The sequence below is a fragment of the Pedobacter sp. NJ-S-72 genome (assembly GCF_053890575.1).
This window is the reverse complement of sequence record NZ_CM132681.1, coordinates 1,900,778-1,923,102: the sequence shown is the minus strand read 5'-3', so window position 1 is coordinate 1,923,102 and position 22,325 is coordinate 1,900,778. Positions and strand designations below refer to the sequence as shown.

32 protein-coding genes and 2 pseudogenes are annotated in these 22,325 nt (G+C 38.8%); 21 read left to right on the top strand and 13 right to left on the bottom strand.

What is annotated here, in order from left to right; translation table 11 throughout:
• The first annotated feature begins 142 nt into the window (after positions 1-142).
• The 12 genes from ACWYN3_RS12785 (at position 143) to ACWYN3_RS12730 (ending at position 7,916) form a co-directional block, all read left to right on the top strand.
• Positions 143-1,054, top strand: a complete 912-nt coding sequence (locus ACWYN3_RS12785; protein WP_456221493.1) for a sugar-binding domain-containing protein — start codon at positions 143-145, stop codon at positions 1,052-1,054.
• Positions 1,017-1,553: a glycoside hydrolase family 2 TIM barrel-domain containing protein gene (locus ACWYN3_RS12780; RefSeq protein ID WP_456221492.1), complete on the top strand. Its 537-nt coding sequence runs from the start codon at positions 1,017-1,019 to the stop codon at positions 1,551-1,553. Before ACWYN3_RS12785 ends, ACWYN3_RS12780 begins: the two co-directional genes overlap by 38 nt.
• The gene (locus tag ACWYN3_RS12775; RefSeq protein WP_456221491.1) at positions 1,546-2,064 is read left to right on the top strand and encodes a hypothetical protein; all 519 of its coding nucleotides are present in this window, start codon (positions 1,546-1,548) and stop codon (positions 2,062-2,064) included. The genes ACWYN3_RS12780 and ACWYN3_RS12775 overlap by 8 nt, the downstream gene beginning before the upstream one ends.
• Positions 2,030-2,563, top strand: coding sequence for a DUF4982 domain-containing protein (locus ACWYN3_RS12770; RefSeq protein WP_456221490.1), 534 nt, complete (start codon positions 2,030-2,032; stop codon positions 2,561-2,563). Before ACWYN3_RS12775 ends, ACWYN3_RS12770 begins: the two co-directional genes overlap by 35 nt.
• A 118-nt stretch (positions 2,564-2,681) precedes the next feature.
• Positions 2,682-3,524, top strand: a complete 843-nt coding sequence (locus ACWYN3_RS12765; protein WP_456221489.1) for a hypothetical protein — start codon at positions 2,682-2,684, stop codon at positions 3,522-3,524.
• On the top strand, positions 3,517-4,209 hold the full coding sequence (locus ACWYN3_RS12760; RefSeq protein WP_456221488.1) for a discoidin domain-containing protein: 693 nt from the start codon (positions 3,517-3,519) through the stop codon (positions 4,207-4,209). The genes ACWYN3_RS12765 and ACWYN3_RS12760 overlap by 8 nt, the downstream gene beginning before the upstream one ends.
• 194 nt (positions 4,210-4,403) lie before the next feature.
• Positions 4,404-5,069: a glycoside hydrolase family 27 protein gene (locus ACWYN3_RS12755; RefSeq protein WP_456221487.1), complete on the top strand. Its 666-nt coding sequence runs from the start codon at positions 4,404-4,406 to the stop codon at positions 5,067-5,069.
• 13 nt (positions 5,070-5,082) lie between these two features.
• The gene (locus tag ACWYN3_RS12750) at positions 5,083-5,571 is read left to right on the top strand and encodes a hypothetical protein (RefSeq protein WP_456221486.1); all 489 of its coding nucleotides are present in this window, start codon (positions 5,083-5,085) and stop codon (positions 5,569-5,571) included.
• A gap of 414 nt (positions 5,572-5,985) precedes the next feature.
• Complete coding sequence (locus ACWYN3_RS12745; RefSeq protein ID WP_456221485.1) at positions 5,986-6,327, top strand: hypothetical protein; 342 nt, start codon at positions 5,986-5,988, stop codon at positions 6,325-6,327.
• 201 nt (positions 6,328-6,528) lie between these two features.
• Positions 6,529-7,053 (top strand): hypothetical protein, encoded by a 525-nt coding sequence (locus tag ACWYN3_RS12740; RefSeq protein ID WP_456221484.1) that lies wholly within the window; start codon positions 6,529-6,531, stop codon positions 7,051-7,053.
• A gap of 32 nt (positions 7,054-7,085) precedes the next feature.
• Complete coding sequence (locus ACWYN3_RS12735; protein ID WP_456221483.1) at positions 7,086-7,751, top strand: hypothetical protein; 666 nt, start codon at positions 7,086-7,088, stop codon at positions 7,749-7,751.
• 12 nt (positions 7,752-7,763) lie between these two features.
• Entirely contained in the window at positions 7,764-7,916 is a 153-nt protein-coding gene (locus ACWYN3_RS12730) for a hypothetical protein (protein ID WP_456221482.1), read from the top strand.
• 499 nt (positions 7,917-8,415) lie between these two features.
• On the opposite strand, the gene ACWYN3_RS12725 is transcribed toward ACWYN3_RS12730, so the two are convergent.
• Together ACWYN3_RS12725 and ACWYN3_RS12720 are read right to left on the bottom strand one after the other, a co-directional pair.
• The gene (locus ACWYN3_RS12725; protein ID WP_456221481.1) at positions 8,416-8,994 is read right to left on the bottom strand and encodes a dihydrofolate reductase family protein; all 579 of its coding nucleotides are present in this window, start codon (positions 8,992-8,994) and stop codon (positions 8,416-8,418) included.
• Positions 8,995-9,140: 146 nt separating this feature from the next.
• Positions 9,141-9,479 (bottom strand): hypothetical protein, encoded by a 339-nt coding sequence (locus tag ACWYN3_RS12720; RefSeq protein ID WP_456221480.1) that lies wholly within the window; start codon positions 9,477-9,479, stop codon positions 9,141-9,143.
• Between the two features lie 587 nt (positions 9,480-10,066).
• Here ACWYN3_RS12720 and ACWYN3_RS12715 point away from each other — a divergent pair.
• From ACWYN3_RS12715 to ACWYN3_RS12685, 7 genes are all read left to right on the top strand, one after another.
• Complete coding sequence (locus tag ACWYN3_RS12715; RefSeq protein ID WP_456221479.1) at positions 10,067-10,495, top strand: lipocalin family protein; 429 nt, start codon at positions 10,067-10,069, stop codon at positions 10,493-10,495.
• Positions 10,496-10,959: 464 nt separating this feature from the next.
• Complete coding sequence (locus tag ACWYN3_RS12710; RefSeq protein WP_456221478.1) at positions 10,960-11,268, top strand: catalase; 309 nt, start codon at positions 10,960-10,962, stop codon at positions 11,266-11,268.
• Complete coding sequence (locus ACWYN3_RS12705; RefSeq protein WP_456221477.1) at positions 11,213-11,809, top strand: catalase; 597 nt, start codon at positions 11,213-11,215, stop codon at positions 11,807-11,809. The genes ACWYN3_RS12710 and ACWYN3_RS12705 overlap by 56 nt, the downstream gene beginning before the upstream one ends.
• On the top strand, positions 11,802-12,128 hold the full coding sequence (locus ACWYN3_RS12700) for a catalase (protein ID WP_456221476.1): 327 nt from the start codon (positions 11,802-11,804) through the stop codon (positions 12,126-12,128). The genes ACWYN3_RS12705 and ACWYN3_RS12700 overlap by 8 nt, the downstream gene beginning before the upstream one ends.
• Entirely contained in the window at positions 12,125-12,490 is a 366-nt protein-coding gene (locus ACWYN3_RS12695) for a catalase-related domain-containing protein (protein WP_456221475.1), read from the top strand. Before ACWYN3_RS12700 ends, ACWYN3_RS12695 begins: the two co-directional genes overlap by 4 nt.
• 308 nt (positions 12,491-12,798) lie before the next feature.
• Positions 12,799-13,089, top strand: coding sequence for an ankyrin repeat domain-containing protein (locus tag ACWYN3_RS12690; protein WP_456221474.1), 291 nt, complete (start codon positions 12,799-12,801; stop codon positions 13,087-13,089).
• Positions 13,090-13,091: 2 nt separating this feature from the next.
• On the top strand, positions 13,092-13,313 hold the full coding sequence (locus tag ACWYN3_RS12685) for an ankyrin repeat domain-containing protein (RefSeq protein ID WP_456221473.1): 222 nt from the start codon (positions 13,092-13,094) through the stop codon (positions 13,311-13,313).
• 1,072 nt (positions 13,314-14,385) lie between these two features.
• Here ACWYN3_RS12685 and ACWYN3_RS12680 read toward each other — a convergent pair.
• The 11 genes and pseudogenes from ACWYN3_RS12680 to ACWYN3_RS12630 all read right to left on the bottom strand — a co-directional run bounded on the left by ACWYN3_RS12680 (position 14,386) and on the right by ACWYN3_RS12630 (position 20,828).
• Positions 14,386-16,077: pseudogene (locus ACWYN3_RS12680) on the bottom strand (sodium:solute symporter family transporter).
• Between the two features lie 26 nt (positions 16,078-16,103).
• Positions 16,104-16,571, bottom strand: a complete 468-nt coding sequence (locus ACWYN3_RS12675; RefSeq protein WP_456221472.1) for a hypothetical protein — start codon at positions 16,569-16,571, stop codon at positions 16,104-16,106.
• A complete protein-coding gene (locus ACWYN3_RS12670) occupies positions 16,562-17,053 on the bottom strand; it encodes an L-arabinose isomerase family protein (RefSeq protein WP_456221471.1) in 492 nt (163 codons plus the stop codon). Before ACWYN3_RS12670 ends, ACWYN3_RS12675 begins: the two co-directional genes overlap by 10 nt.
• Positions 17,017-17,514, bottom strand: a pseudogene (locus ACWYN3_RS12665) (hypothetical protein); the annotation flags it as partial. The pseudogene ACWYN3_RS12665 and the gene ACWYN3_RS12670, both read right to left, overlap by 37 nt.
• A gap of 119 nt (positions 17,515-17,633) precedes the next feature.
• The gene (locus ACWYN3_RS12660; protein WP_456221470.1) at positions 17,634-18,089 is read right to left on the bottom strand and encodes a class II aldolase/adducin family protein; all 456 of its coding nucleotides are present in this window, start codon (positions 18,087-18,089) and stop codon (positions 17,634-17,636) included.
• Entirely contained in the window at positions 18,076-18,279 is a 204-nt protein-coding gene (locus tag ACWYN3_RS12655; protein ID WP_456221469.1) for a class II aldolase/adducin family protein, read from the bottom strand. The genes ACWYN3_RS12660 and ACWYN3_RS12655 overlap by 14 nt, the downstream gene beginning before the upstream one ends.
• A gap of 43 nt (positions 18,280-18,322) precedes the next feature.
• Positions 18,323-18,529 carry a hypothetical protein gene (locus tag ACWYN3_RS12650; protein ID WP_456221468.1) on the bottom strand — a complete coding sequence of 69 codons (207 nt, stop codon included), beginning with the start codon at positions 18,527-18,529 and terminating at the stop codon, positions 18,323-18,325.
• Positions 18,514-19,077, bottom strand: a complete 564-nt coding sequence (locus tag ACWYN3_RS12645; protein WP_456221467.1) for an FGGY-family carbohydrate kinase — start codon at positions 19,075-19,077, stop codon at positions 18,514-18,516. Before ACWYN3_RS12645 ends, ACWYN3_RS12650 begins: the two co-directional genes overlap by 16 nt.
• Positions 19,065-20,030, bottom strand: coding sequence for an FGGY family carbohydrate kinase (locus ACWYN3_RS12640; protein WP_456221466.1), 966 nt, complete (start codon positions 20,028-20,030; stop codon positions 19,065-19,067). Before ACWYN3_RS12640 ends, ACWYN3_RS12645 begins: the two co-directional genes overlap by 13 nt.
• Before the next feature lie 86 nt (positions 20,031-20,116).
• The gene (locus ACWYN3_RS12635; RefSeq protein WP_456221465.1) at positions 20,117-20,509 is read right to left on the bottom strand and encodes an NUDIX hydrolase; all 393 of its coding nucleotides are present in this window, start codon (positions 20,507-20,509) and stop codon (positions 20,117-20,119) included.
• A gap of 52 nt (positions 20,510-20,561) precedes the next feature.
• Entirely contained in the window at positions 20,562-20,828 is a 267-nt protein-coding gene (locus ACWYN3_RS12630) for an NUDIX domain-containing protein (protein WP_456221464.1), read from the bottom strand.
• A 131-nt stretch (positions 20,829-20,959) separates the two neighbouring features.
• On the opposite strand from ACWYN3_RS12630, the gene ACWYN3_RS12625 reads away from it, so the two are divergent.
• Together ACWYN3_RS12625 and ACWYN3_RS12620 are read left to right on the top strand one after the other, a co-directional pair.
• On the top strand, positions 20,960-21,961 hold the full coding sequence (locus tag ACWYN3_RS12625; RefSeq protein WP_456221463.1) for an aldose epimerase family protein: 1,002 nt from the start codon (positions 20,960-20,962) through the stop codon (positions 21,959-21,961).
• A complete protein-coding gene (locus tag ACWYN3_RS12620; protein WP_456221462.1) occupies positions 21,907-22,080 on the top strand; it encodes an aldose epimerase family protein in 174 nt (57 codons plus the stop codon). Before ACWYN3_RS12625 ends, ACWYN3_RS12620 begins: the two co-directional genes overlap by 55 nt.
• Positions 22,081-22,325: the final 245 nt, after the last annotated feature.

The window sequence follows — 22,325 nt, the reverse complement described above, 5'->3', positions numbered from 1 at the left end:
TTTTCGAAAAGTATAATTTTTTCTGCCAGTATGCTGTTTATTTTTCATCTCCGCATCTGCGCAAAGAAAGCAGCTCAACTTTAACCATAGCTGGCAATTTTATAAATTCAAAAGCAACGATACAATCCCGCATAAAGCAGGCTTGTATGATACCACCAAAACAGGTTTTTCTTCACAGTTTACCAACCAGTATGTTAAAAAAGGTACGAGTGAAACTGTTTCACAACTCGCACAAAATGAATTACAGGAAGCCAGGGCCGATTATGCGAATGAATATCCTTTGATTGCCAAAAATGCCTGGCAGCAGGTCAGCTTACCACATACAGCAAATGTTGAGCCCCTTGCAGCTGGGCCAGAGATGTGGCAGGGGGTAGCCTATTATAAAAAGCAATTTTCGGTTGATCAGCGATACAAGGGCCATCAAATTACCATTGAGTTTGAAGCTGCTATGCAGCAAAGTGATGTTTGGCTGAATGGAAAATTAGTGATGCAGCATAAAGGTGGATATACTCCATTCTTCTATATTGATTGCAAAGATATTTTCTATGATAAACCCAACGAAATTATTGTCAGGGTGGACAGTCATGCGGCTAAAAATTTCCCGGCAGGCAAAGACCTGATGAAAAACGGGTTTAATTATTGGAGCGGTATTTACCGGAATGCCTGGCTGACTATTTCAAACCCTGTTCATATTACCAATGCCGTACAGGCACAAAAGGTGATGGGTGGTGGTGTGTTTTTTTTCAGAACACCTGAAGTGAGTAAAGAAAGTGCCACCGCCTTAATCAAAACAAATGTTGCAAACCAAAGCAAGAGCGATCAGGTTGTCGTAGTGAAACAAATTTTAAAATCTCCCATAGGAGCAATAGTAGCTACTAATCTTTCGGCAGTAAAACCTCTTGCCAAAGGGAAGGATATGGAGATCGAACAACAGTTTAAGGTGGCAAAGCCTTTACTTTGGAGTCCTGACAGCCCTAATCTCTATACTTTGAATACCATTGTTTTGGTAAACGGTATTGAACAAAGACAATATCCAGCAACGTGTGGGTTTTAGGAAGTTGATATTTTCTTATACGGAAGGATTTAGTGTGAATGGTGAACCGATGAAACTCATTGGAGTAAACCGTCACCAGGATTATCCCTACCTGGGTAATGCGCTCAGCGATGACGCACAATACCGTGATCTGAAAAAGATTAAAGAAGCAGGTTTTAATACGATCAGGTTATCTCACTATCCACAATCTCCTGCTTTATATGATGCAGCTGATGAACTGGGTTTAATGCTGTTGGATAATATTCCGGGCTGGCAGTTTTTCAATAATAATGATATTTTTAAACAAAGGGTGTATCGTGATATACAGGACATGATTCACCGTGACAGGAACCATCCAAGTGTTGTTTTATGGGAGGCCAATCTGAATGAAAGTTATCCGCCGGATGATTTCAGAATAGCCTGTCATGAACTGGTACATAAAGAATTGCCTTCGGGCGAGTACTTTACTACTGGTGAAACTTATGGTGCCAAACATAACCTGGGATGTGGCGATGTCTAATTGGTATGATGATAAGGGACCCGTATTTAGTAATACCTACGAAAGAGTGCAGGATGTGCAGCCTAACTCGCCTGGTTTTATCAAAGAATATGCGGACTGGGAATATGGAGGGGTACAAAGCACAACCCATAGTACCCGGGAAAGAGGTGAATCAGCTATGCTTGGTGGTCTATGGAATACTTTGTGGGAGCACAATACCGACCTGGATTATAAAGGCAATGTAGGAGATGCGATATGGGCGATGTATGATGGTAATGTTCCCAGTTTGAAAGTAAATAATGAATGGGGGGTGATGGATTATTTTCGCCTGCCCAAGTTCATCGCACCTTTATTCAGGAGCCAGTTACAACCCTATAAAAAAATTGCGGGCATCGACAATAATGGTCCCTATCTGTTCATTGCCAATTGGTGGACAGCCCGACAAGGAAAAGACAAAGTAATTATCCTGAGTAACTGTGATAAAATTATCTTAAAAGGTGAATGGGAAAGTTGTAGGCGAACAAATTCCTGATCATGGTCCTACAACTCCTTATGGCCTATTTGAAAAAGGGGGTACTCATCCATTTGATGGTGGGAACTGTAAGAACTATCAGCATCCTCCATTTACCTTTAAGGATATCCAATATGAACCCGGAGAGCTTCTTGCCGAAGGTTATATCAATGATAAAAAAGTTACCGAGCAAATTGTACGTACACCTGAACAAGCCAATCGTATCAAACTAGATGCCGATTTTAGTGGAAAGCCGATGAAAGCTGATCAGGCTGATGCAATTTTTGTACATGCCTCACTGGTTGATAAAAATGGCACAGTTGCTTGTCTGGATAATGAAACAGAAGTAGAGTTTTCATTGACGGGTGATGCTAAAATTATTGGCCCTTCAAAAGTAAAGGTAAGAGGAGGGATTGCGAGTATCCTGATGCAATCAACTTCTCTTCAACCTGGTGAAATACATCTTACTGCTAAAACAAAAAATATAGAAAGTATTATCAAAATAAGCCTAAACCGCTAAATCATTCTAAAATGTTTTGGCTTCTAATGCAACCAACTTAAACCAAATATTTATGAAAAGAATTCTTTATTCCTGTTTTTTAATGTCAATTATTTTTTGCTCCTGTAAAAAAGAACTTGTGCTATCTCCACAGGTTTCACCAAAGGGGAACGGCAATAGTTCTGACCGGGAGCGCAACTTAAATGTAGTTTATTTTGTACCTAGTGATCTGGATACACTTAAAGATTATCAGCGCCGGTACAGTGAGATCCTGCTTTATTATCAGAACTGGTATATGCAGGAGATGCAAAGAAATGGCTATGGTAATAAAACATTTGGTTTATTAACTGATGCAATTACCAAACGTGTAAAAATCATCACTATCAGAGGAAAGCTGCCAAAAAGCAGTTATCCTTATGAAGGAGGTTCTGGTGCAATGCAGCAGGAAGTCATTGCCTATTTTGCTGCCCATCCCGCTGATCAAACAAGCCAGCATACCTTAATTCTAATACCGAATTATGCTATTGACGCATCAGGAGGTCCAACCGGGGGGCCTTTTTACGGTACAGGAAGGTGGTGTTATGCAATTGATTATGCAGATTTTGATATAAAATATATTGGCCAGACTTCTACATTAGCTAACCGGTTTACCGATTGGTTTGGCGGTGTAGCTCATGAATTAGGTCATGGATTAAATCTGAGTCATAACAGTCCAAAAGTGAGTGAAATGGCTACCTTGGGGCATACTTTAATGTACTGGACTCAGTTCGGGAAAATCCCGACTTTCTTGTCTTCTGCGGATTGTGCCAGACTAAATACAAATGAGATATTTAATAAAGATACCAAAACCTATTATGGCCCTGTAAATGCATCAATTAAAAGCATCCATGCAAAGTACGACGCTGCAAAAGGGGCTATAGTAGTTTCAGGAAGATTCAGTACCGATACACCAGTTACAGACGTGATGTATTATTATGAATGACCCGAATGTAAATAATGAAGAAGGTACAGGAGTAAATCATGATTATAATGCTATTGCCTGGTCGACAAAGCCGATTGGGGTGGACAGTTTTTATGTTGAAGAGAAGATTTCCGATCTGGAACATAGAGAAGATAATATGCAATATGAACTAAAGGTAGACCTGGTTCATCAAAATGGAACGATAACAGAAACCATTTACCCCTATACTTTTTTGAATGGGTTACCGGTATTAAACTTTAGTACACGGGATGAATTAAGTAAAAAAGGATGGGCTATTGCTTCTTTCAGTTCACAGGAAACTTCTGGTGAGCCTGCACCAAATGGACCGGTAGCCAATGTGATTGATGGGAATTCTGCTACATATTGGCATACCAGCTGGTCGGCAAATGCAGCATCTTACCCTCATCAGTTTGTGGTCGATATGGGAAGTGTTAACACTGCAAAAGGCTTATCTATTACACAAAGAGGTAATATTCAACGTACAATAAAAGATGCTGAGCTATGGTATAGTAGTACTGATGGGATTAATTTTACAAAAATAAATTCCTATACCCTTGGAAACATTCCTGGTCCGCAATATTTTGACTTTGCATCGCCAATTGCACTCAGGTATTTTAAATTCATTGCTAAATCATCGTGGGATGGTGAACAGTTTGCGGCTCTGGCCGAAATAGGATTGTATTAAAGATAAAATAAAGAGGATATATCAAAAGTATGTCCTCTTTATACGTTTTAATGTTAATACATTAGCTTGAGGATATAGTTTTTTTTTTTTAAATGTTAACCAAAAACAAATTTTCATGAAATTTATAAGTTTTGTTGCTGTGTTTTTTTTTTTTCCAGATCTTTAGTGTTAAAGCTCAATCCCCGACTCCCCCAATGGGCTGGATCACCTGGAATTACTTTGAAGATCATATCCACGAAAATGAGATTAAAGAGATGGCAGATGCGATGGTAAGCTCTGGAATGGTGAAAGCTGGGTACAATTATTTGTTAATTGATGATGGCTGGCAAGGAGGAAGGGACAGTCGAAACAACATTATTCCTGATCCAAAGAAATTCCCGTCAGGTATTAAAGCATTAGCTGCTTATGTTCATGCCAGAGGCATCAAGCTGGGTATTTATTCTGACGCGGCGCCATTAACCTGTGCTGGTTATACCGGAAGCTTAAATTTTGAAAATCAGGATGCTAAAACTTTCGCTTCCTGGGATATTGATTACCTGAAATACGATTATTGCGGAGCACCTGCGGATGCTGCTACAGCGATGATCCGCTATAAAGCAATGGGTGATGCACTGAAAAACAGTGGAAGAGAAATTGTTTTCGGGATATGTGAATGGGGAGACAGAAATCCGGCAACATGGGCAAAAGCTGCTGGCGGGAACTTATGGCGTACAACAGCCGATATACGTGATAAATGGAAAAGTGTTAAAAGCTGGGAAAAACAGACAGATCTTCATCACATAGGTGCTGGTATTCTGGATATTGTAGATGTAAATGCCAGTCTGGCTGGCTCTATTTGCCGGTCCGGGAAGCTGGAATGATCCAGATGCGCTTATGATTGGTTTGTACGGGAAAAAGGGCCCTTCCGGAGATTTAGGTGGATCTGGTTGTACAGATACAGAGTATCAAAGCCAAATGAGTTTATGGAGTATTATGGCAGCTCCTTTACTAGCTTCAAATGACTTGCGCCATATGAATGCTCGAACAAAAGATATTCTGCTCAATGCTGATGTAATTGCTATTAATCAAGATGGACTGGGAAAACAGGGAGCTCGCTTAATCAGAGACGATGTCTGGAACGTATTTATTAAGCCATTGCAAAATGGAGATATTGCTGTTGCTGTTTTAAATCGTAGTGATCTTGTGCAAACATCAAGTGTTAGTTGGAAAGAGCTCGGCTTGAATGGTAGTTATGAGATTACAGACGTCTGGCAAAATAAAACAATTGGCAAAGGCAAAAAATGGCAAGGTAAAGTGCAGTCTCATGAAACCAAATTATTCAGACTAAAAGGGCTTAAAATTGTAAAAGTAGGAAGGGCCTGAATCAAAGTTCTTCAGTTCTTGTTTTTACATAATATGATAGGCTAAAGAACAATTTAAATATAGCCAATATAGGAATCTTCATAAGTTTTGACCGCCCTTAGATAATAAAACCCCTGCAAACTATAGTTGCAGGGGTTTTATTATCTAAGGGGGCGGATTTGGTGTTTACCGGTATATAAACCCTGGCGTTAAATACACCATGAAATACACGACTATCAATGGTATAGTCGAATTCTAATTACTGTGAATAAATTGAATGGCACTGTTCAGGGTAATGAATTTAACAATAAAGACTTAGTTTAACTAGTGTGAACATTGTGTTTCTGCATTAATTGAAGCTTATTGATCTAAAAAGAATAATAAGGAGTATAATGAATAAATATATCTGGTATACTGAATGTTATTTTTGCTTCATTGAAAAAAGAACTTGAAATAGAAGCTGAATGCTTGAATATTGTGTTCATTCTATTCACACAGTATAAGCTTTCTTACCAGGAAGCCTGTAATGAAGGTATGAGAATTCATGATGAATATGCGAAAGAGCTGGACGACCTTCATGCCTTACTACCAGATTTTAATCCTTATCAAAAGGAAACTTACGATCATGTATATCATATTAAATTACAAATAAGCGGCTGTGCAAAGTGGTATTATAATTCAGGGACGAACCTTTATGAAACCAAAGGATTTATTGTGCCGCAATACGGGAGAGAAGGAGATGGGATTATCATTCAACATAGTATTTTTACAGAGTAATCATAAAGTCCCTGTTAACAGTTTGCTGGCAGGAACTTTTTGCTACTGCTTTTTTTGCTTATGTACTTGAAGATGTTAGTGTCCTGCAAGATTTGATAAAGGGTTAATTTGAAAAATTAGCCCTTTATGTTTTTTTGTCGGTTGTAATGAAATTTTTTATTATTTTACTTAGCAATATTGCTAATATTCTAACCAAAGCTAATGTATGGGCCGGAGAGCTTCTTCCTGATTTTTTGTATTCTGGCAATTTTTGTGTTCGCAATTGTGCAATGTACACAGGTAAAAAGTAAAAGTAATGACAGCAGGGGGGCAGCCTACGCAGGAAGCTCTGCATGTATAAACTGTCATAAAGATCTTACAGAATCTGCGGTACACAATTCTCATTTTAATGCTTCAAAAATGCTAACTAAGCCTAACTCTGCCGACAGTCTGCACATACCTGATGGAGAGTTTGTTTTTAATAAACAGACTAAAGTACAGGTGAAAAACCGTGCTGGAAGCCTATATCAGTCTGCGCTGATCGGTGGCGTCGATAAAAAAACTGAACATACAGACATGGTTTTTGGTGCTGGAAACAGTGCATACACATTTGCATTTTGGTATGGCAAACAGCTGATACAAATGCCATTGAACTACCTGACAAAAGAACATCAATGGGTAAATAGTCCGGGTTTTCCTGACAACCAGATTTATTTTGGCAGACCAATTGTTACGCGCGTTGTTTAGAGTGCCATAGCTCCTTCGCGGACAAAAAGTTGGTGCAGGGTGCTAATTTTTCGATAGAGGAAGAATACGTTAAAAACTCTGTTATTGCTGGTATAGATTGCGAACGTTGCCATGGCCCTGCGGCCAAGCACGTAACCTTTCATCAAGAGAATCCTACGGTAAAAACGGCCAATTTTATGGTGAGTTATAAAAAGCTGGCGTTAACACGAAGAATAGATGTATGTGGGGTGTGCCATTCAGGAACGGGTATTCAAACTGTGAGTTCTACTTTTAGTTTTAAACCTGGAGATACGTTAAACACACTACCCCAATATAGTGCCTATAAAGGAGAAGATCCGGATGTACATGGTAAACAAAAGCAGCTGCTTGAGGCTAGCGTGTGTTATAAAACTGGTAAGGCAGAATGCATTACTTGTCATGATGTGCATGATAATAAGAAGCCTAGCGTGGCAATTTATTCTGCTAAATGTATCAGCTGTCATCAGGAGGTGAAACATGAAACATTGAAAGAGAAAAACAAAGCTGTACTGGCAAAGAATTGTATCGACTGCCACATGCCGATCAAAGAATCTCACGCTATTGGTTTCCAGATGAGCAACAGCAAAGAAAAGATACCCTATAAACTACGTACACACCGTATCGCGATTTATAATGATTTGGTTAAGGGTAAATCAAAGCCACCAACATCCATTAAATAATCGAATTGACTCATGGAAGAAGAACAAATACGAGAAGCCCTGAATGCGCACTGGAGTGCATCGGCAGGCGGTAATACAAACGCAGAACATGATATTTATGATGACAACATTATCTGTGATTATCCTCAGTCGGGTGAGCGAATCCTCGGACGAAATAATTTGTAAGCCTTAAGGAGTCATCATCCTGGTAAACCGTCAGGCTTCAATGTCAAGCGAATCGTTGGAAAAGGTGATCTCTGGATCACGGAATATACGATCACCTATCAAGAGCAATCAGCATTCACAGTGAGTAGTATTATGGAATTCCGCAACGGCAAAGTTGTACATGAGACACAATATTTCGCAGATCCGTTTGAGGCACCGACCTGGCGAAGGCAATGGGTTCAATCAAGTACATAATGTACTAGTTATTGAATTGTTGATAATTAACACATCGGTCGCAAAATTTCAATTGGTTTGGGCAACAACATTGATAGGCCCCATAAAATATTTTCAACGTAAAATGCCTCAATTTAAATTGAGGCATTTCGTGATTCTATTGGTACAAAAATCGAACCTTTCGCCTGGGGGAGGGGGAACTTTTGAGTGGGTTGTTATGGCCCAACTCTTTTACAATACAGCTAGGGATAATAGACTTAAGCACACGCTCGCGTCAGCTTAAGATTTATTCAGTTCGCAGCGATCCAACGTATTTATAGGTATTGATAAGCACTCCCGTTGACGTGGTTTTCGTGCTTATGAGTGCGAGTTCGCGCGGGTAGGCGCTGTCTGAGAAGAAGCGTTTTCCACTGCCAAGCAAGATTGGGTAGATGATCAACACAACCTCATCTACCAATCCCTGGTCGAGCAAGACTGATGTCAGTGTTGAACTTCCACAGAGAATCAGGTCAGGGCCATCCGTTGACTTGAGGCTGCGAATACCATCTATGATGTCCGTGCCCAGATTACCAACCGGCCCCCATTCGAGGCTGTCAGGTCGGTGGGTCGCGACGTATTTTGTCGCAGCATTCAGGCCATTGGCTATCGGAATATTTCCGGCCTTCGGCCAAAATTCTGCCCAGCTATCGTAAGTACGACGGCCAAGTAGCAGGTCAAAGTGTGTGCCATATGCCTCAGTGACAGCCTCTAACCCAGCAGGAGTTCTATATGCTGTAGTCCATCCACCATGCGCGAAGTCGTCGCTGTTTTCGTGCTGGATCACGCCGTCCAGCGAAATATGTTCGAAAATTCTGATCTTTCTCATCTTGTCTGCTATTAGTTTAATATTTATATAAAGCTAACAAAGGACAAGGTAGTAGATGTATGAGGGGGAATTGTGACAATTTGAGGGGTATTTTACGACCATTTCCATTTGTCAAAAATAGGGGGGAGTATTGCTTTTTATTGCCATCAGAAGTTGCTTTGTGTACTCATGCTAAATAATATCGATAAATAGATAGCCATCGCGATAACGGTGAACAATACATTTATCCAGATGAAGCTGGTTCTCCAACTGCTTTTTACCAAAAGCCAGATCTGCATCGTCAAACCGATAACAACAGTCACATGGATTCCTATGAAATAAACTGTCAGATAGGCCGAATCCCTAACCGAAGGTGTAGGACCGTGTTCATGGTGACTGGTAAAAATGGCGCAGATGAAGCCGATCAATAATAAGCTGTTCATAGACACCAGCCACGCCTTTCTAACCCAGCCCCTGTCATTTTGTAGCTGCAGATTCCTTTTCATCCAATAGACGCTAAAGATCCATAGCGGCACAAATACAAGGGAGTACCATACAAGATTATCTGTAATCCCTTCATAAAAAGTAAAAGTCAGCGATTACTGCCATGCCCGGAAAAGACAATGGCAGTACCAGGTAGATGATTAGTATATTCAACGAAGCCTGAAAATTAATATTCTCTGGCTCTTTCGACATTCGTTTTTGAAGCAACAAAAAAAAGAGCTGTATGAAAAAGAGAACAAATAGGTGCAGTGTCATTTTTTTAATTTTGTCCGGTAAAAGTAGCCATTTTTCGGACGGCTGATTTCTTTCATTGAAGATAACATCATTAAATACTTTCAGGGTGATAATGAGAATGCCATCAAAATACAGATATACTATCTGTTAATTGTTCATCTTTTACTGGCAGTTGTTAAAAAGAAGCTAAAACGAAGTCGGGCTTTTTCAAATCTAGTTAGCTTTATAAAATTACCACTCTTTAGCAACCTATGCTATTTTGACATAAACTACCACTATTTTTGCATCTTAAGACTTCTATTTTTTTTATTATTAGCTTTATGCGCTGAGTAATTAAGCTTTGTATCATAAGATAATGAAATCAATGAGAATTAAAATCACACTTTTAGCTGCGGCAACAGTACTGTTTGCTGCCTGTCAAAATGGTCAAAAGCATCAAACCAGCCAACAAGAATCGGATAAAGCTACTGCTCAAAAACAACCGGATTTAGTAACTAAAGAGAAGCTGACTGGAAAATGGATTCAGCCAATTCCCGGGCAGGAGCCTGCTGTCCAAGGAATTGAGATGAAAGCTGATGGATCAGCAAGCTCTATTAATATGCACACACTTCTTTACAAAAAATGGAAGTTAAATGGGGATACCCTTGTATTGTCGAATTATACTACTGGTGTTAAACTGTCCGGTCCTGGTGTTGATACCGCTTTAATTACAACGCTCACGGATTCTACGCTGACCCTCACTTACAGCAATGATACTCATTCCAATTACAGACGTGAGAAATAATTTAACCTAGTCTATATCACCTATTTCCTTTGTTACAAGATGCCATTCATTTATAGAATATGGTGTCTTGTAACATTTTGTACAAATCATTGTATATACCACTCAATCGTATTATTAGAATTGATCTTGTTTTTTGGATGGCCTTATCTGGCTTTACTAATTATTTCGAACTAACCCCAAGCTTGCTGGATTGTAGTATGTTTTATTAAACAGACAGACTCGTTGCTTCTTGGCAGAATCGGGCCAATTTTTTTGGTCAGTAATCTAGATAGGGGCTTCTCAAAATTTTAATTACCAAAAAAATTGCAATGCAATAAATTAACGTTGTACATATAGCTCTATATGTTTTTTTTTTTTTCATAGCAGTATAAAATCCTTATAGATATTCTCTATTACTTAATCAGAATTAATGATTTTCTTTAGCCCTTATGCGGGTATATCTTTGGTATTCAAAATAATCACATATGAATTTTAAGTATCTAACTGTTTTACTTTTTTCGTGCTCTGCACTCTCCGTATTCGCTCAGCAAAAGTCGTTAACCACTAATAACGGTGCACCAGTAGGCGATAACCAAAATTCTAAAACCATTGGTAACAATGGCCCTGTTTTGCTGGAAGATATCAACCTGATAGAGAAGTTAGCATCGTTTGACCGGGAACGGATACCAGAACGCGTAGTTCATCCAGTCGGTGCCGGAGCGTTCGGCGAGTTTGTGAGTGCTGATAATTTTTTCAGCGTTTACAAAGGCAACATTATTTGCCGAAAAAGGTAAGACAACACCAGTCTTTACCCGGTTTTCTACTGTAATAAATAGTAAAGGCTCACCGGAAACATTAAGAGATCCACGCGGATTTGCTGTGAAATTTTATACCGACCAAGGTAACTATGATATCGTTGGAAATAATTTGCCAGTATTTTTCATTAGGGATGCAGTCAAGTTTCCCGACATGGTTCATTCATTAAAGCCATCACCCATCACAAACCGTCAGGATGCTACCCGTTACTTCGATTTCTTTTCACATATCCCTGAATCTACGAATATGATTACGCATTTGTATACAGATCTGGGTATTCCAGCTAACTTTCGTCAGATGGACGGCTCCAGTGTACATGCTTTTAAATGGGTAAATGATAAAGGGGAGATTACCTATGTTAAATATACTTGGAAAACATTACAAAAGGTAAAAGGCCTTAGTGCCGCAGAAGCAGCGAGTGTGCAGGCAAAAGATTTTCAGAATGCAACCCACGATTTATATGATAATATTAAGAGCGGAAAATTTTCCATCATGGGAATTATACGTTCAAATGATTAAGCCAGTGGATATGGACAAAGTTGACTTCAATCCACTTGACCCAACCAAAATTTGGCCGGAAAATGAAGTGAAAATGGTATTAGTGGGCAAAATGACTTTAAACAAATGGCCTGACAACTTTTTCGAACAGGTAGAAGAAGCGGCTTTTTCACCTGCAGATCTAATTCCGGGAATTGAGCCGTCGGAAGATAAACTGCTACAGGGGCGTTTATTCTCTTATTTTGATACGCAACGTTATCGTATAGGTCCAACTTCCATACTTTACCTGTCAATGCTCCAAAGGTCGCTGTTAATTCGAATAACCAGGATGGTATCATGAGTAACAGACAAAAGAATGCCGATGTTAATTATCAGCCCACTGTTGCCGCAAACGGTTATACAGATAATGGTCATTCTCAATACTCTACTATTACCTATACTACTCCCACAAGTACCCAGCACAAAATTGATAAAGCCAATGATTTTAAGCAGGCGGGTGATTTCTATAGGGCACTCCCAGAAAGAAGTAAGGCAGAGCTTGTTAAAAATCTCTCGGATGATCTTGCTACAGTAACAAACCGCGCTATCGTTTTAAAGATGATCGCTCATTTTTATATGGCTGATGCTGATTTCGGTAAAAAACTCGCCGCTAGTCTTAAAGCCAGCAGGCAGGAAGTTGAAGCCGCCTTCACCAATAACTGATTTTAAACTTAGCTCAAATACCAGGGAGATGCGTTTCTCCCTGGTTCTATCGTATGATACCTGTTGTTTGACTCTCACTTTTTAAAGGTTGATTTATCTTCGATGGTATCGAAGATTTTTTAACCAGAATTGACAGTATCATTCAGTAATAAATTACTCAGTGATCTAACTACCCGTCTAAGGATTTGGATTACTGAACCTTAATCAAGACGAATTGATTACACTGAATCATTTCTCCCATATTAAATGACATAAGCATTTAAATTTTACTTTAGATCACAAGAAAACTACTTAAGAAACATCATAAGATGAAAATATTTATAACATTCGCACTGATCATCATTTGCAAAATATCCTACTCACAGGATATTTTTAATGCTGCCCGTACTAATGATACTACAATGTTAACCAAGTTCATCGGTAGCAATGTAAAAATAGATACAACTGACCAACGAGGATCAACACCTTTGATTATTGCGGTTTATAATGAAAACGTGGCTGCTGCCAAATTACTGTTAATGAATGGAGCAAATCCAAACGCTCAAGATCGCTCTGGTAATACAGCTCTTATATGGGAGCTTGCTTTAAAGGATTCCTAAACATGGTAATTGATTTAAATCAAGCTAAAGCAGATGTTGATCAGATGAACTTTAATGGTGCAACAGCTCTAATCTTTGCCGCTACGTTTGGCCATGAAGACATCGTAAAGTACTTATTAAGCCACGGAGCTGGTAAAAGCATTAAGGACAATTTTGGAAAAACAGCATTAGACTACGCGATAAATCAAGGGACTCAAAGTATAATTATCATACTTGAAAAATAAATTTAAATCGAGTTAACAAGATTTTATTGCCAATATTATCTCATTGATAGGATATTCCGGATGCTTATAGTTTAAGGATCTCCCTACGGTCAGGAAGAGATAATTAAAGAGTAAATGCTCATCGAGCATCCCGTTATTCAGATCAACCTTTCTGCCAGCAATTTGTAACCGGGCAGAGTCGAAGGAAAAATTCCTTCAGGAGGAAGAATCTATTTTCAGGATCAGAATGGAAAAACTATTTATGGATCAGAGCTGGTGCAAAACTAGTATCAGCTGACCAGACTACGAATAATTCTGGTATCATTTATGTCAAGAGTGTAATAATATCATTATTTAGTTAATCTTACATTTCAAATTGTTCCATTAAGGAATTTGAAAGTGTTTCTAACTTATCTTTATCCTCAGCAGAAAATTGACGTGAGTTCGTGTCCAATAAACAAAGAGTACCAATTCTTAACCCTTTAATTGTGGTTAAAGATGCACTAGCATGAAATCTAAGGCCAAATTCTCCAGCCACCCAGGAATTGCTTAACAGGTATGGGTTTGGTATTTGGTCTGTTTCTCCCTAGCCTGTGCCCGCCATAAAGTAAAACGTGTGCAGATCGGCCATTATAATAATTGCTATAGATACATTAAATAATAATGCTGCCAGTGTAACGAATTGATCAATTATCTGCTGAATTTTTACACGATTTTGGAAGCATTTTCCTAACGCAAATAGCTGCTCGTTTTCATTTCCTGGTATTTTATTTTATCAGGTTGTTTATTGTTTTCCATTATTACCTTTATTAATCCGCAATTCCTATTTGGTTAATTTTAAAGACCATGGTAGTGAAATTAAAATTGCTTCTTTTTATCTAAAACTATTATCTTGATTTACTCTAAAAGGTTTTAGTGTAAATTTTTGTCTTAAATATAAGGCTCAATCGTGCTCTCATAAGGAGAAAGAAAAGCGAAATGGACAATTAGCAATATGAAAGGACCAGATTAGCAAATGAAAGAAAAAACTCATTCTAGTGGGGGGCTCTGTTCAAACTGTCTGACATTATTAATAATGTCAGACAGTTTAATCTTACCAGAATTTCACATATAATGCTGCCACAATCATTAGTGTCAATACGATTAATACAAGAGTTGATGGTGCGACTTTAAACATACCCTTATCCAGTTCAAAAGCTTTTGGATTTAGTTTAGGCCCGAAAAGGCTGATACCAATCATGAGTAACATGGTAAAAGCAAACGACAACCCCATGCAATATGGAACGGAATTTCAAATCCTCCTTTTCCATTTGGGTAAGCGGTATAAATTAAGGTATCATGGCCTAAAACAGCAGGGGCGAATTCATTGAAAAACACGGATAGCAAAAAACCAGTGATTACACCAGCAATTGCGGCATTTCCTGTGGTTCTTTTCCAGAACATACCAAGAATAAACATTGCAAAAACTCCTGGGCTAATGAAACCCGTATACTTTTGAATGTAAGTGAACCCGCCAACTCCACCAATTCCCAGCAAATCATTCCAGGTAAATAATACGGCAAGAATTAAGCCTGCAAATACAGTCATTCTGCCGGTAAGTACCAGTTTCTTTTCATCGGCATCTTTTTTTAAATATTTAGCATAAACATCTAAAGTAAATATGGTGGATATACTATTTACTTTACCAGCAAGTGAAGCTACAATTGCGGCGGTTAATGCAGCGATAGACAGCCCCTTTAATCCGGTAGGTAAAAAATTAAGGACAGCAGCAGAGTAGGCACCATCTTTTCCTCCTGTCAATTGAGGTAGAAAGCCATTTTTATATAAAACAAAGGCCGCTATACCCGGTAGCATTACGATAGCCGGCATCATTAACTTGAGCAATCCGGCAAATAAAATTCCTGTTCTTGCTGTTTTAAGATCAGCACCTAATGCTCTTTGAGTTATGTATTGGTTGCATCCCCAGTAATTCAGGTTAATAATCCAGATACCTGCGATATAAGATGCAGCACCAGGAAAAGTAAGATATTTACTGATTTCATTTTGGGAAGATGTAGCTGTTGGCTTGGGAATGATCATTTTAAAATGCTCAGGGGCTTGTTCCATCAAGATATTAAAACCTGCGATAGCGTTTGCTCCTGCACCAAATTTCTCTCCAACTACAGTTAATGCAATATAAGTGGTAACCAGGCCTCCAAAGATCAAGACAGCTACTTGTATGACATCTGTATACGCTACTACTTTCATTCCACCCAGTGAGATAAAGAGTGCAAACACAGCAAGTCCCAGCATAATCAAATGCAGATAATCTCCACCAGTAAGCCCGTTAATCGCTACTGCTCCCAGATATAAAATGGAGGTTAGATTGACAAATACATAGAGGAAAAGCCAAAAAATTGCCATAATTAAAGCAACTGATTCATTATATCTGGTTTGCAAGAATTGTGGCATGGTATAAATCTTATTTTTAAGATAGACCGGTATAAACCAGATAGCCACAATAATGAGCGCTATGGCTGCTATCCATTCATAAGCTGCAACAGCAATACCTAAGAAAAAACCCTCTCCACTCATGCCAATGAACTGCTCTGCAGATATATTTGAGGCAATCAAAGAAGCGCCAATAGCCCACCAGGATAATGTTCCCTCGGCCAGAAAAAAAGCTTTCGCGTTGTGTTCGTTTTTTTTTTTTACGTCTATGGTAAATGGTGTAACCGTAACCAGAAACAATCAGAAAATAGAAAATAAAAACGATATAATCAGTTAAGACTAAATTATTGCTCAGAGAAATTATATTTGGTTGGTTCAGGTTTATTTATTCAGTTGATAATAGACTTCGTTCCACTTTAATTCATTACGGAACTGGTTTAGATTAGTATGGTTGTCAATGGTTACAAACTCGATACCTGCCATGTCTGCAAAGTCATTTAAATGTTCGGCAGTGAGGTTCTGGCTATAACAGGTATGGTGTGCTCCACCAGCATAAATCCAGGCAGCACATCCTGTTTTTAAGTCTGGTTGCGGTTTCCATAATACTCTTGCAACAGGTAGTTTTGGTATATCCTGATCTGGTTCAACTGCATCTACCAGATTTATAAGCATACGAAAACGATTACCCATATCAATAATTGATGCATTTAAGGCAGGGCCTCCGGCTGCATTAAAAATAAGTCTTACAGGATCTGCTTTACCACCAATTCCCAAAGGGTGTACCTCGCATTTTACAGGTCCGCTGGCTATAGATTCGCAAATTTCGAGCATGTGTGAACCTAGTACCATAGGAGGATGGCAAGGTTAAAATGATAAGTATAGTCTTCCATGAATGAATTACCACCCTTTAATCCAGCGCCCATTACTTTCATTGCTCTGACCAGTGCTGATGTTTTCCAGTCCCCTTCACCTGCAAAACCGTAACCTTCTGCCATTAAACGCTGAGCGGCTATACCTGGCAATTGTGCAATACCATGCAGGTCTTCGAAGGTATCTGTGAAACCTTTGAAATTTCCTTGCTGAAGAAAGTTGCGTAAACCAATTTCAATTTTTGCAGCCTCTCGTAACGAAGAGTGCTGTTCACCGCCCTTAGCTAATATTTTGTGAATCACATAACGCTCTTCATATTCTTTAACCAGGTGATCAATTTCATTGTCAGCTGTTTGATTGATCACGGCAACCAGATCTCCAATTCCATAAGTATTTACTTCATACCCAAATTTTATCTCTGCTTCTACTTTATCTCCATCGGTAACAGCAACATAGCGCATGTTATCTCCAAAACGGACGAATTTGCTCCCTGTTGATCAAACCAACCTGCCGCCGCTCTTAGCCAGATACTCAATTCTTCTCTAACTTGTGGGTCTTCCCAGTGGCCAACTACAACCTTTCTGTTTAATCGCATTCTGGACATGATGAATCCAAACTCTCTGTCACCATGTGCACTTTGATTTAGATTCATGAAATCCATATCTATACTACTCCAGGGAATATCTCTGTTAAACTGTGTATGCAAATGCAATAATGGTTTCTGTAGAGCCTTTAGGCCACCAATCCACATTTTTGCGGGAGAAAATGTATGCATCCAGGCAATAACACCGATGCAATTTTTTGCTGTATTGGCCTCCTGGCAGATTCTGTAAATCTCTTCCGGTGTTTTAACTACGGGTTTAAAGATTATTTTTACGGGAATTTGTGCTGAGTTGTTCAGCTGACCGGAAATTTGTAAAGCATGCTCGGCAACTTGTCTTAAAGTTTCTTCTCCATATAAATGCTGGCTTCCGGTTACGAACCCAGGCTTCGAATTGTTTTAGGTTGATCATTGTGTTTTAGTTTTTATCTGATTGTTTTTTATTGTCCATAATAAGAATCTGTACCATGTTTACGGTCATAATGTTTTTTGATCAAAGAGTTTTTAAGCCTGGGTACATCCGGTCGTATTTGTTCAGTAAGAAAAGCCATTTTTGCAAGTTCTTCTAGTACAGCACTGTTGTAGACGGCTTTCTCCACCGTCTTGCCCCAGGTAAAAGGTGCATGATTACCAACTAAAATCATTTCTATTTGTTTATAACTTAGTCCATTACTTTTTAAATGATTCATAATTTGAAATCCGGTTTCATATTCGTAATTGCCTGAGATCTGTTCGTCTGGCATTGCTGGGGCACATGGAATATCGGTCGTTAAGTGGTCGGCATGTGTAGTCCCATAAATTGGTAATGATCGCTGTGATTGCGCCCAAGCTGTTCCGTAAGTGGAGTGGGTGTGTACAATACCGCCAATTTCTTCCCAGTGGTTACAATACAGCATGGGTTTTGGTATCGGAAGATGGACGGAGATCTCCCTCGACTGTGTTACCTTCAAAATCTACAATAACCATTTTTTGTGGTGAAAGTTCTTCATAAGGAACTCCACTGGGTTTGATTGCGAAGACGCCTGCGGCTCTATCGGCAGCACTGGCATTTCCAAAGGTGAAAAGTACTAGTCCTAGTGCTTGCAATTGCATGTTAGCCAGGTACGCTTTTTCTCGTATTTCTAGATAATTATTCATTTATTGCTGGTTGTGTAATGAGTTGATGATGCAGGTTCTGCTCTATATGCTTACCCAGCGCCTTATAATTTTCAAAGCGGCGGAAATAATAATCTACATTTTCTCTTTCTGGAAGATATTCCAGGTCAAAACCACTCCCTATTGAATTCATTGCCGATTCAATAGTGGGGTATATGCCTGCAACTACAGTCGCAAACATAGCCGCACCCAATGCGCAGGTATGCTCGAAATGATGGATGCGAATAGTATATTGAGGACGTTGGCCATAGTTTGCATGACATAAGGGGACTTTATTGCCACACCGCCTATTCCAATGATCCCTTTAACTGGAATTCCTTCATTTTCGAAACGATCCACAATATTTTTGGCTCCGAAGCAAGTCGCTTCCACCAAGGCTCTGAAGATTCTTGGCGCATCAGTTCCTAAGTCGAGGTTACTAATCGCAGCTTTGAGTTCCTGATTAGCATCAGGAGTTCTGCGGCCGTTTAGCCAGTCTATAGCCAATTCGTCATCGTCCATTTTGGGTATAAGAGCTGCTTGTTTGCTTAGTTCAGGAATTAGCTGGTCTAAAAGTTCCTTTTCCAGCGCTTTAATAGTTTCGGCATCCAGTATTGCCGTTCGATTTAAAAGATTTTTAACAGGCCATGAAAGCACTTCTTTAAACCAGGCATAAGTATCTCCAAAAGCTGACTGACCGGCCTCAAGACCAATCATTCCCGGAATGACAGAACCATTTACCTGCCCCAAATTCCTTTGATTAGTTTATTACCCATCTCAGCGGAGGGAACAACCAGGATATCACAGGTAGATGTTCCCATCACTTTGCTTAAATAATAAGGTTCTATCTGTCCGCCAACAGCACCCATATGCGCATCGAAGGCGCCAACTCCAATCATTACATCCGTATGGAGGCCAAGTTTTTCTGCCCATTGCGGACTAATTATACCAGCGGGTTCATCAGCAGTGTATGTTTCTTTATACAGACGTTCTGTAAAACCATTCAAGATCGGATCCAGTTCCGCAAAGAATTCATTCGGTGGCAGACCCTCGAATTCTTCAGCCCATAATGCCTTATGTCCGGCAGCACAACGGCTTCGTTTCATTTTCGAAACATCACTTCCACCTGTAAGCAAAAAGGGGATCCAGTCACAATGTTCTACCCAGGAGTAACAGGCATTTGCCACCTTTTGATCTGTACGCAAAACATGCAGTAATTTGGCCCAGAACCACTCGGAAGAATAGATACCGCCACAATATTTGAGATAATTGGTGTCATATTCAGCTGCATGCTTATTGATTTGCATAGCTTCCTTTACTGAAGTATGGTCTTTCCACAGTACGAACATCGCATTTGGGTTATGTTCAAACTCTGGCAATAACGCCAGTGGCTGTCCCAATCGGTTCACTGCTACCGGGCTTGATCCGGTTGTGTCTATTGAAATTGCTTTTATAGACTTTATACTGAACTGGTCTCCGGCTTTCTCCAGACATTTTTTAATACTTTGTTCCAGACCTTCCATATAATCTAATGGGTGTTGTCTGAATTGATTTTCCGCAGGTTTACAGTACAAGCCTTTTTGCCAGCGTGGATAATAGAATACTGCTGAGGCCAACTCCTTGCCATTCTCTGCATTTATAATAACAGAGCGGACAGAATCTGATCCGTAGTCTACACCAATAACGTATTGATTTTTGCTCATATAAAAATATTAAACGTCTAATTAACGTTTAATATTTTTTTTAAAAGAATTTATTTTAATAATCTTTTGAAAGAATTAAAGGGCTCTTATCCAGATATTAATTTGTCTGGATTAGGAATGAAGTTTAAAAAGGCCTGGAAGTTTGCTACGTACTTTTTCTTATCAAGTTTGAAATAGAAGGCACCTTTTTTTGATCCTGATTTATCCTTTTCAGGAAGTTTGATTAACAAACCGGTGGAGGTTAATTTCCTGATGAAATTTCTGTTATCAATACTGGTATTGTATACATCCTCATATAAATTCTGCAATTGAGGTATGGTGAATTTTTTTGGCAGGAGTTCGAAAAGTATAGGATGAAGTGCCGCTTTGTACCTGATTTTTTTCTTTGCACTCTCCACCATTTCATTATGATCAAAGATCAGTTTAGGGGCGTCTTTTAACAGAAACCATTCGGCCTGATACTGATCTGTAATCTGCATTTTATATTTGTTGATGTCTATTAATGCAAAATAGGTAACTGAAAGTGTACGTTCAATAGGATCCCCTTAGCGGATCACCATAAGCTTGAATCTGCTCAAGATAAACACCTTCGAGTCCGGTTAGTTGAGTAAGAACCCTATTAGCTGCATTGTCCAGACTTTCTTGTGGACTGACAAAACCACCCATTAAACTCCATTTATCTTTTTCGGGTTCGAAGCTTCTTTTAATCAGAAGCAGTTTTAGATGCTCTCCGTCAAATCCAAATATAATGCAATCAACGGCTACTAAGAACCGGTTCTGGTTTGTATATTTTGTCATTGTGTTAAATTAATAAAAAAATCTGATGACTTAATTTGATGCAAAGTTATTATAATGCTGAACATTAATCGTTTGTTTGACGTTTAATATTCTTTTTATACATTAGTATTCCTAAATTTTAAAAATTCAATATGAACAAGAACCATAATTTAATTTATCTGAGCATTATTTTATTATTCACCCTGACCAGGTGTGGAAATACCTCCAACTCTAAATCTGTAAAGACCGATTCAAATTCCAGATCACAGGTCACTCTTCCGGATGCAGGTGGTTTTAAGGAAAATATAAATGGTAAAGATATAGCCCTATATACATTGAAGAATAAGAATGGGGTAGAAGCTGCAATCACAAATTATGGTGGCCGGTTGGTTTCGTTATTAGTTCCTGACCGTGAGCAGAAACTTACAGATGTGGTTTTAGGTTATGATAGTTTAAAATCTTACCGTAAAAAGGGCGAGCCGTATTTTGGTGCAGTCATTGGAAGGTATGGAAACCGGATTGCAAAAGGCAAGTTTATCCTTGACGGAAAGCCTTATCAATTGCAGGTCAATGATGGTGTAAATACACTACATGGTGGATTTGATGGATTTTATGCACAGGTTTGGGCGGCTAAGAAATCAGATGGACAAACTTTAGAGCTTAGTTATCTTTCTAAAGATAATGAGGCAGGCTATCCGGGTAATCTAAAAGTAAAGGTGATCTATAAGTTAACTGATGACAATGCACTTATGATTAGCTATAGTGCAATAACGGATAAACCAACGATAGTTAATTTAACCAATCATGCCTATTTTAATTTAAATGGAGCTGGAAATGAGACTATCACAGATCATTTGTTAACTATTGAAGCCGACACCTATACTCCGGTTGACAAAACCTTAATTCCGACTGGAAAAATTGAAAAAGTAAGTGGTACACCATTTGACTTTACTAAACCCACCCTTATAGGAGCAAGAATCAATGATAAAAATGAACAACTGGAATATGGACAAGGATATGATCATAATTTTGTACTAAGAACCGAGGCTGGTTTACGAAAAGCTGTGACGGTAATGAGTCCGAAAAAACTGGTATTTCCATGGATGTTATCACAGAAGAACCAGGGATTCAATTTTATAGTGGTAATTTTTTGACAGGTAAAGATCAGGACGGAAAAGGTAAAGTGAAGTATGGTCATCGTTCTGCTTTTTGCCTGGAGACTCAGCATTTTCCTGATGCACCCAATCAGCCTTCATTTCCTGCCACACTGTAATAAGACCGGGAAAAGAATATAAGACAGTTACAGTTTATAAGTTTTCAATTGTGAAATAATTCATATCAAATTCCATAATGATATAGATAATGAGACTTCATTACTTATTATTTTGGCATTATTGCTCTCTTTTTTTCTTTCACACACCCTTCTTTTAATATATCATACATATTCTAATAATTTTTTTAAGGGGTGAAATAGCTTGTAAAGGTTGTTTCACCCCTTAAAAATGCAATTTTTTAATG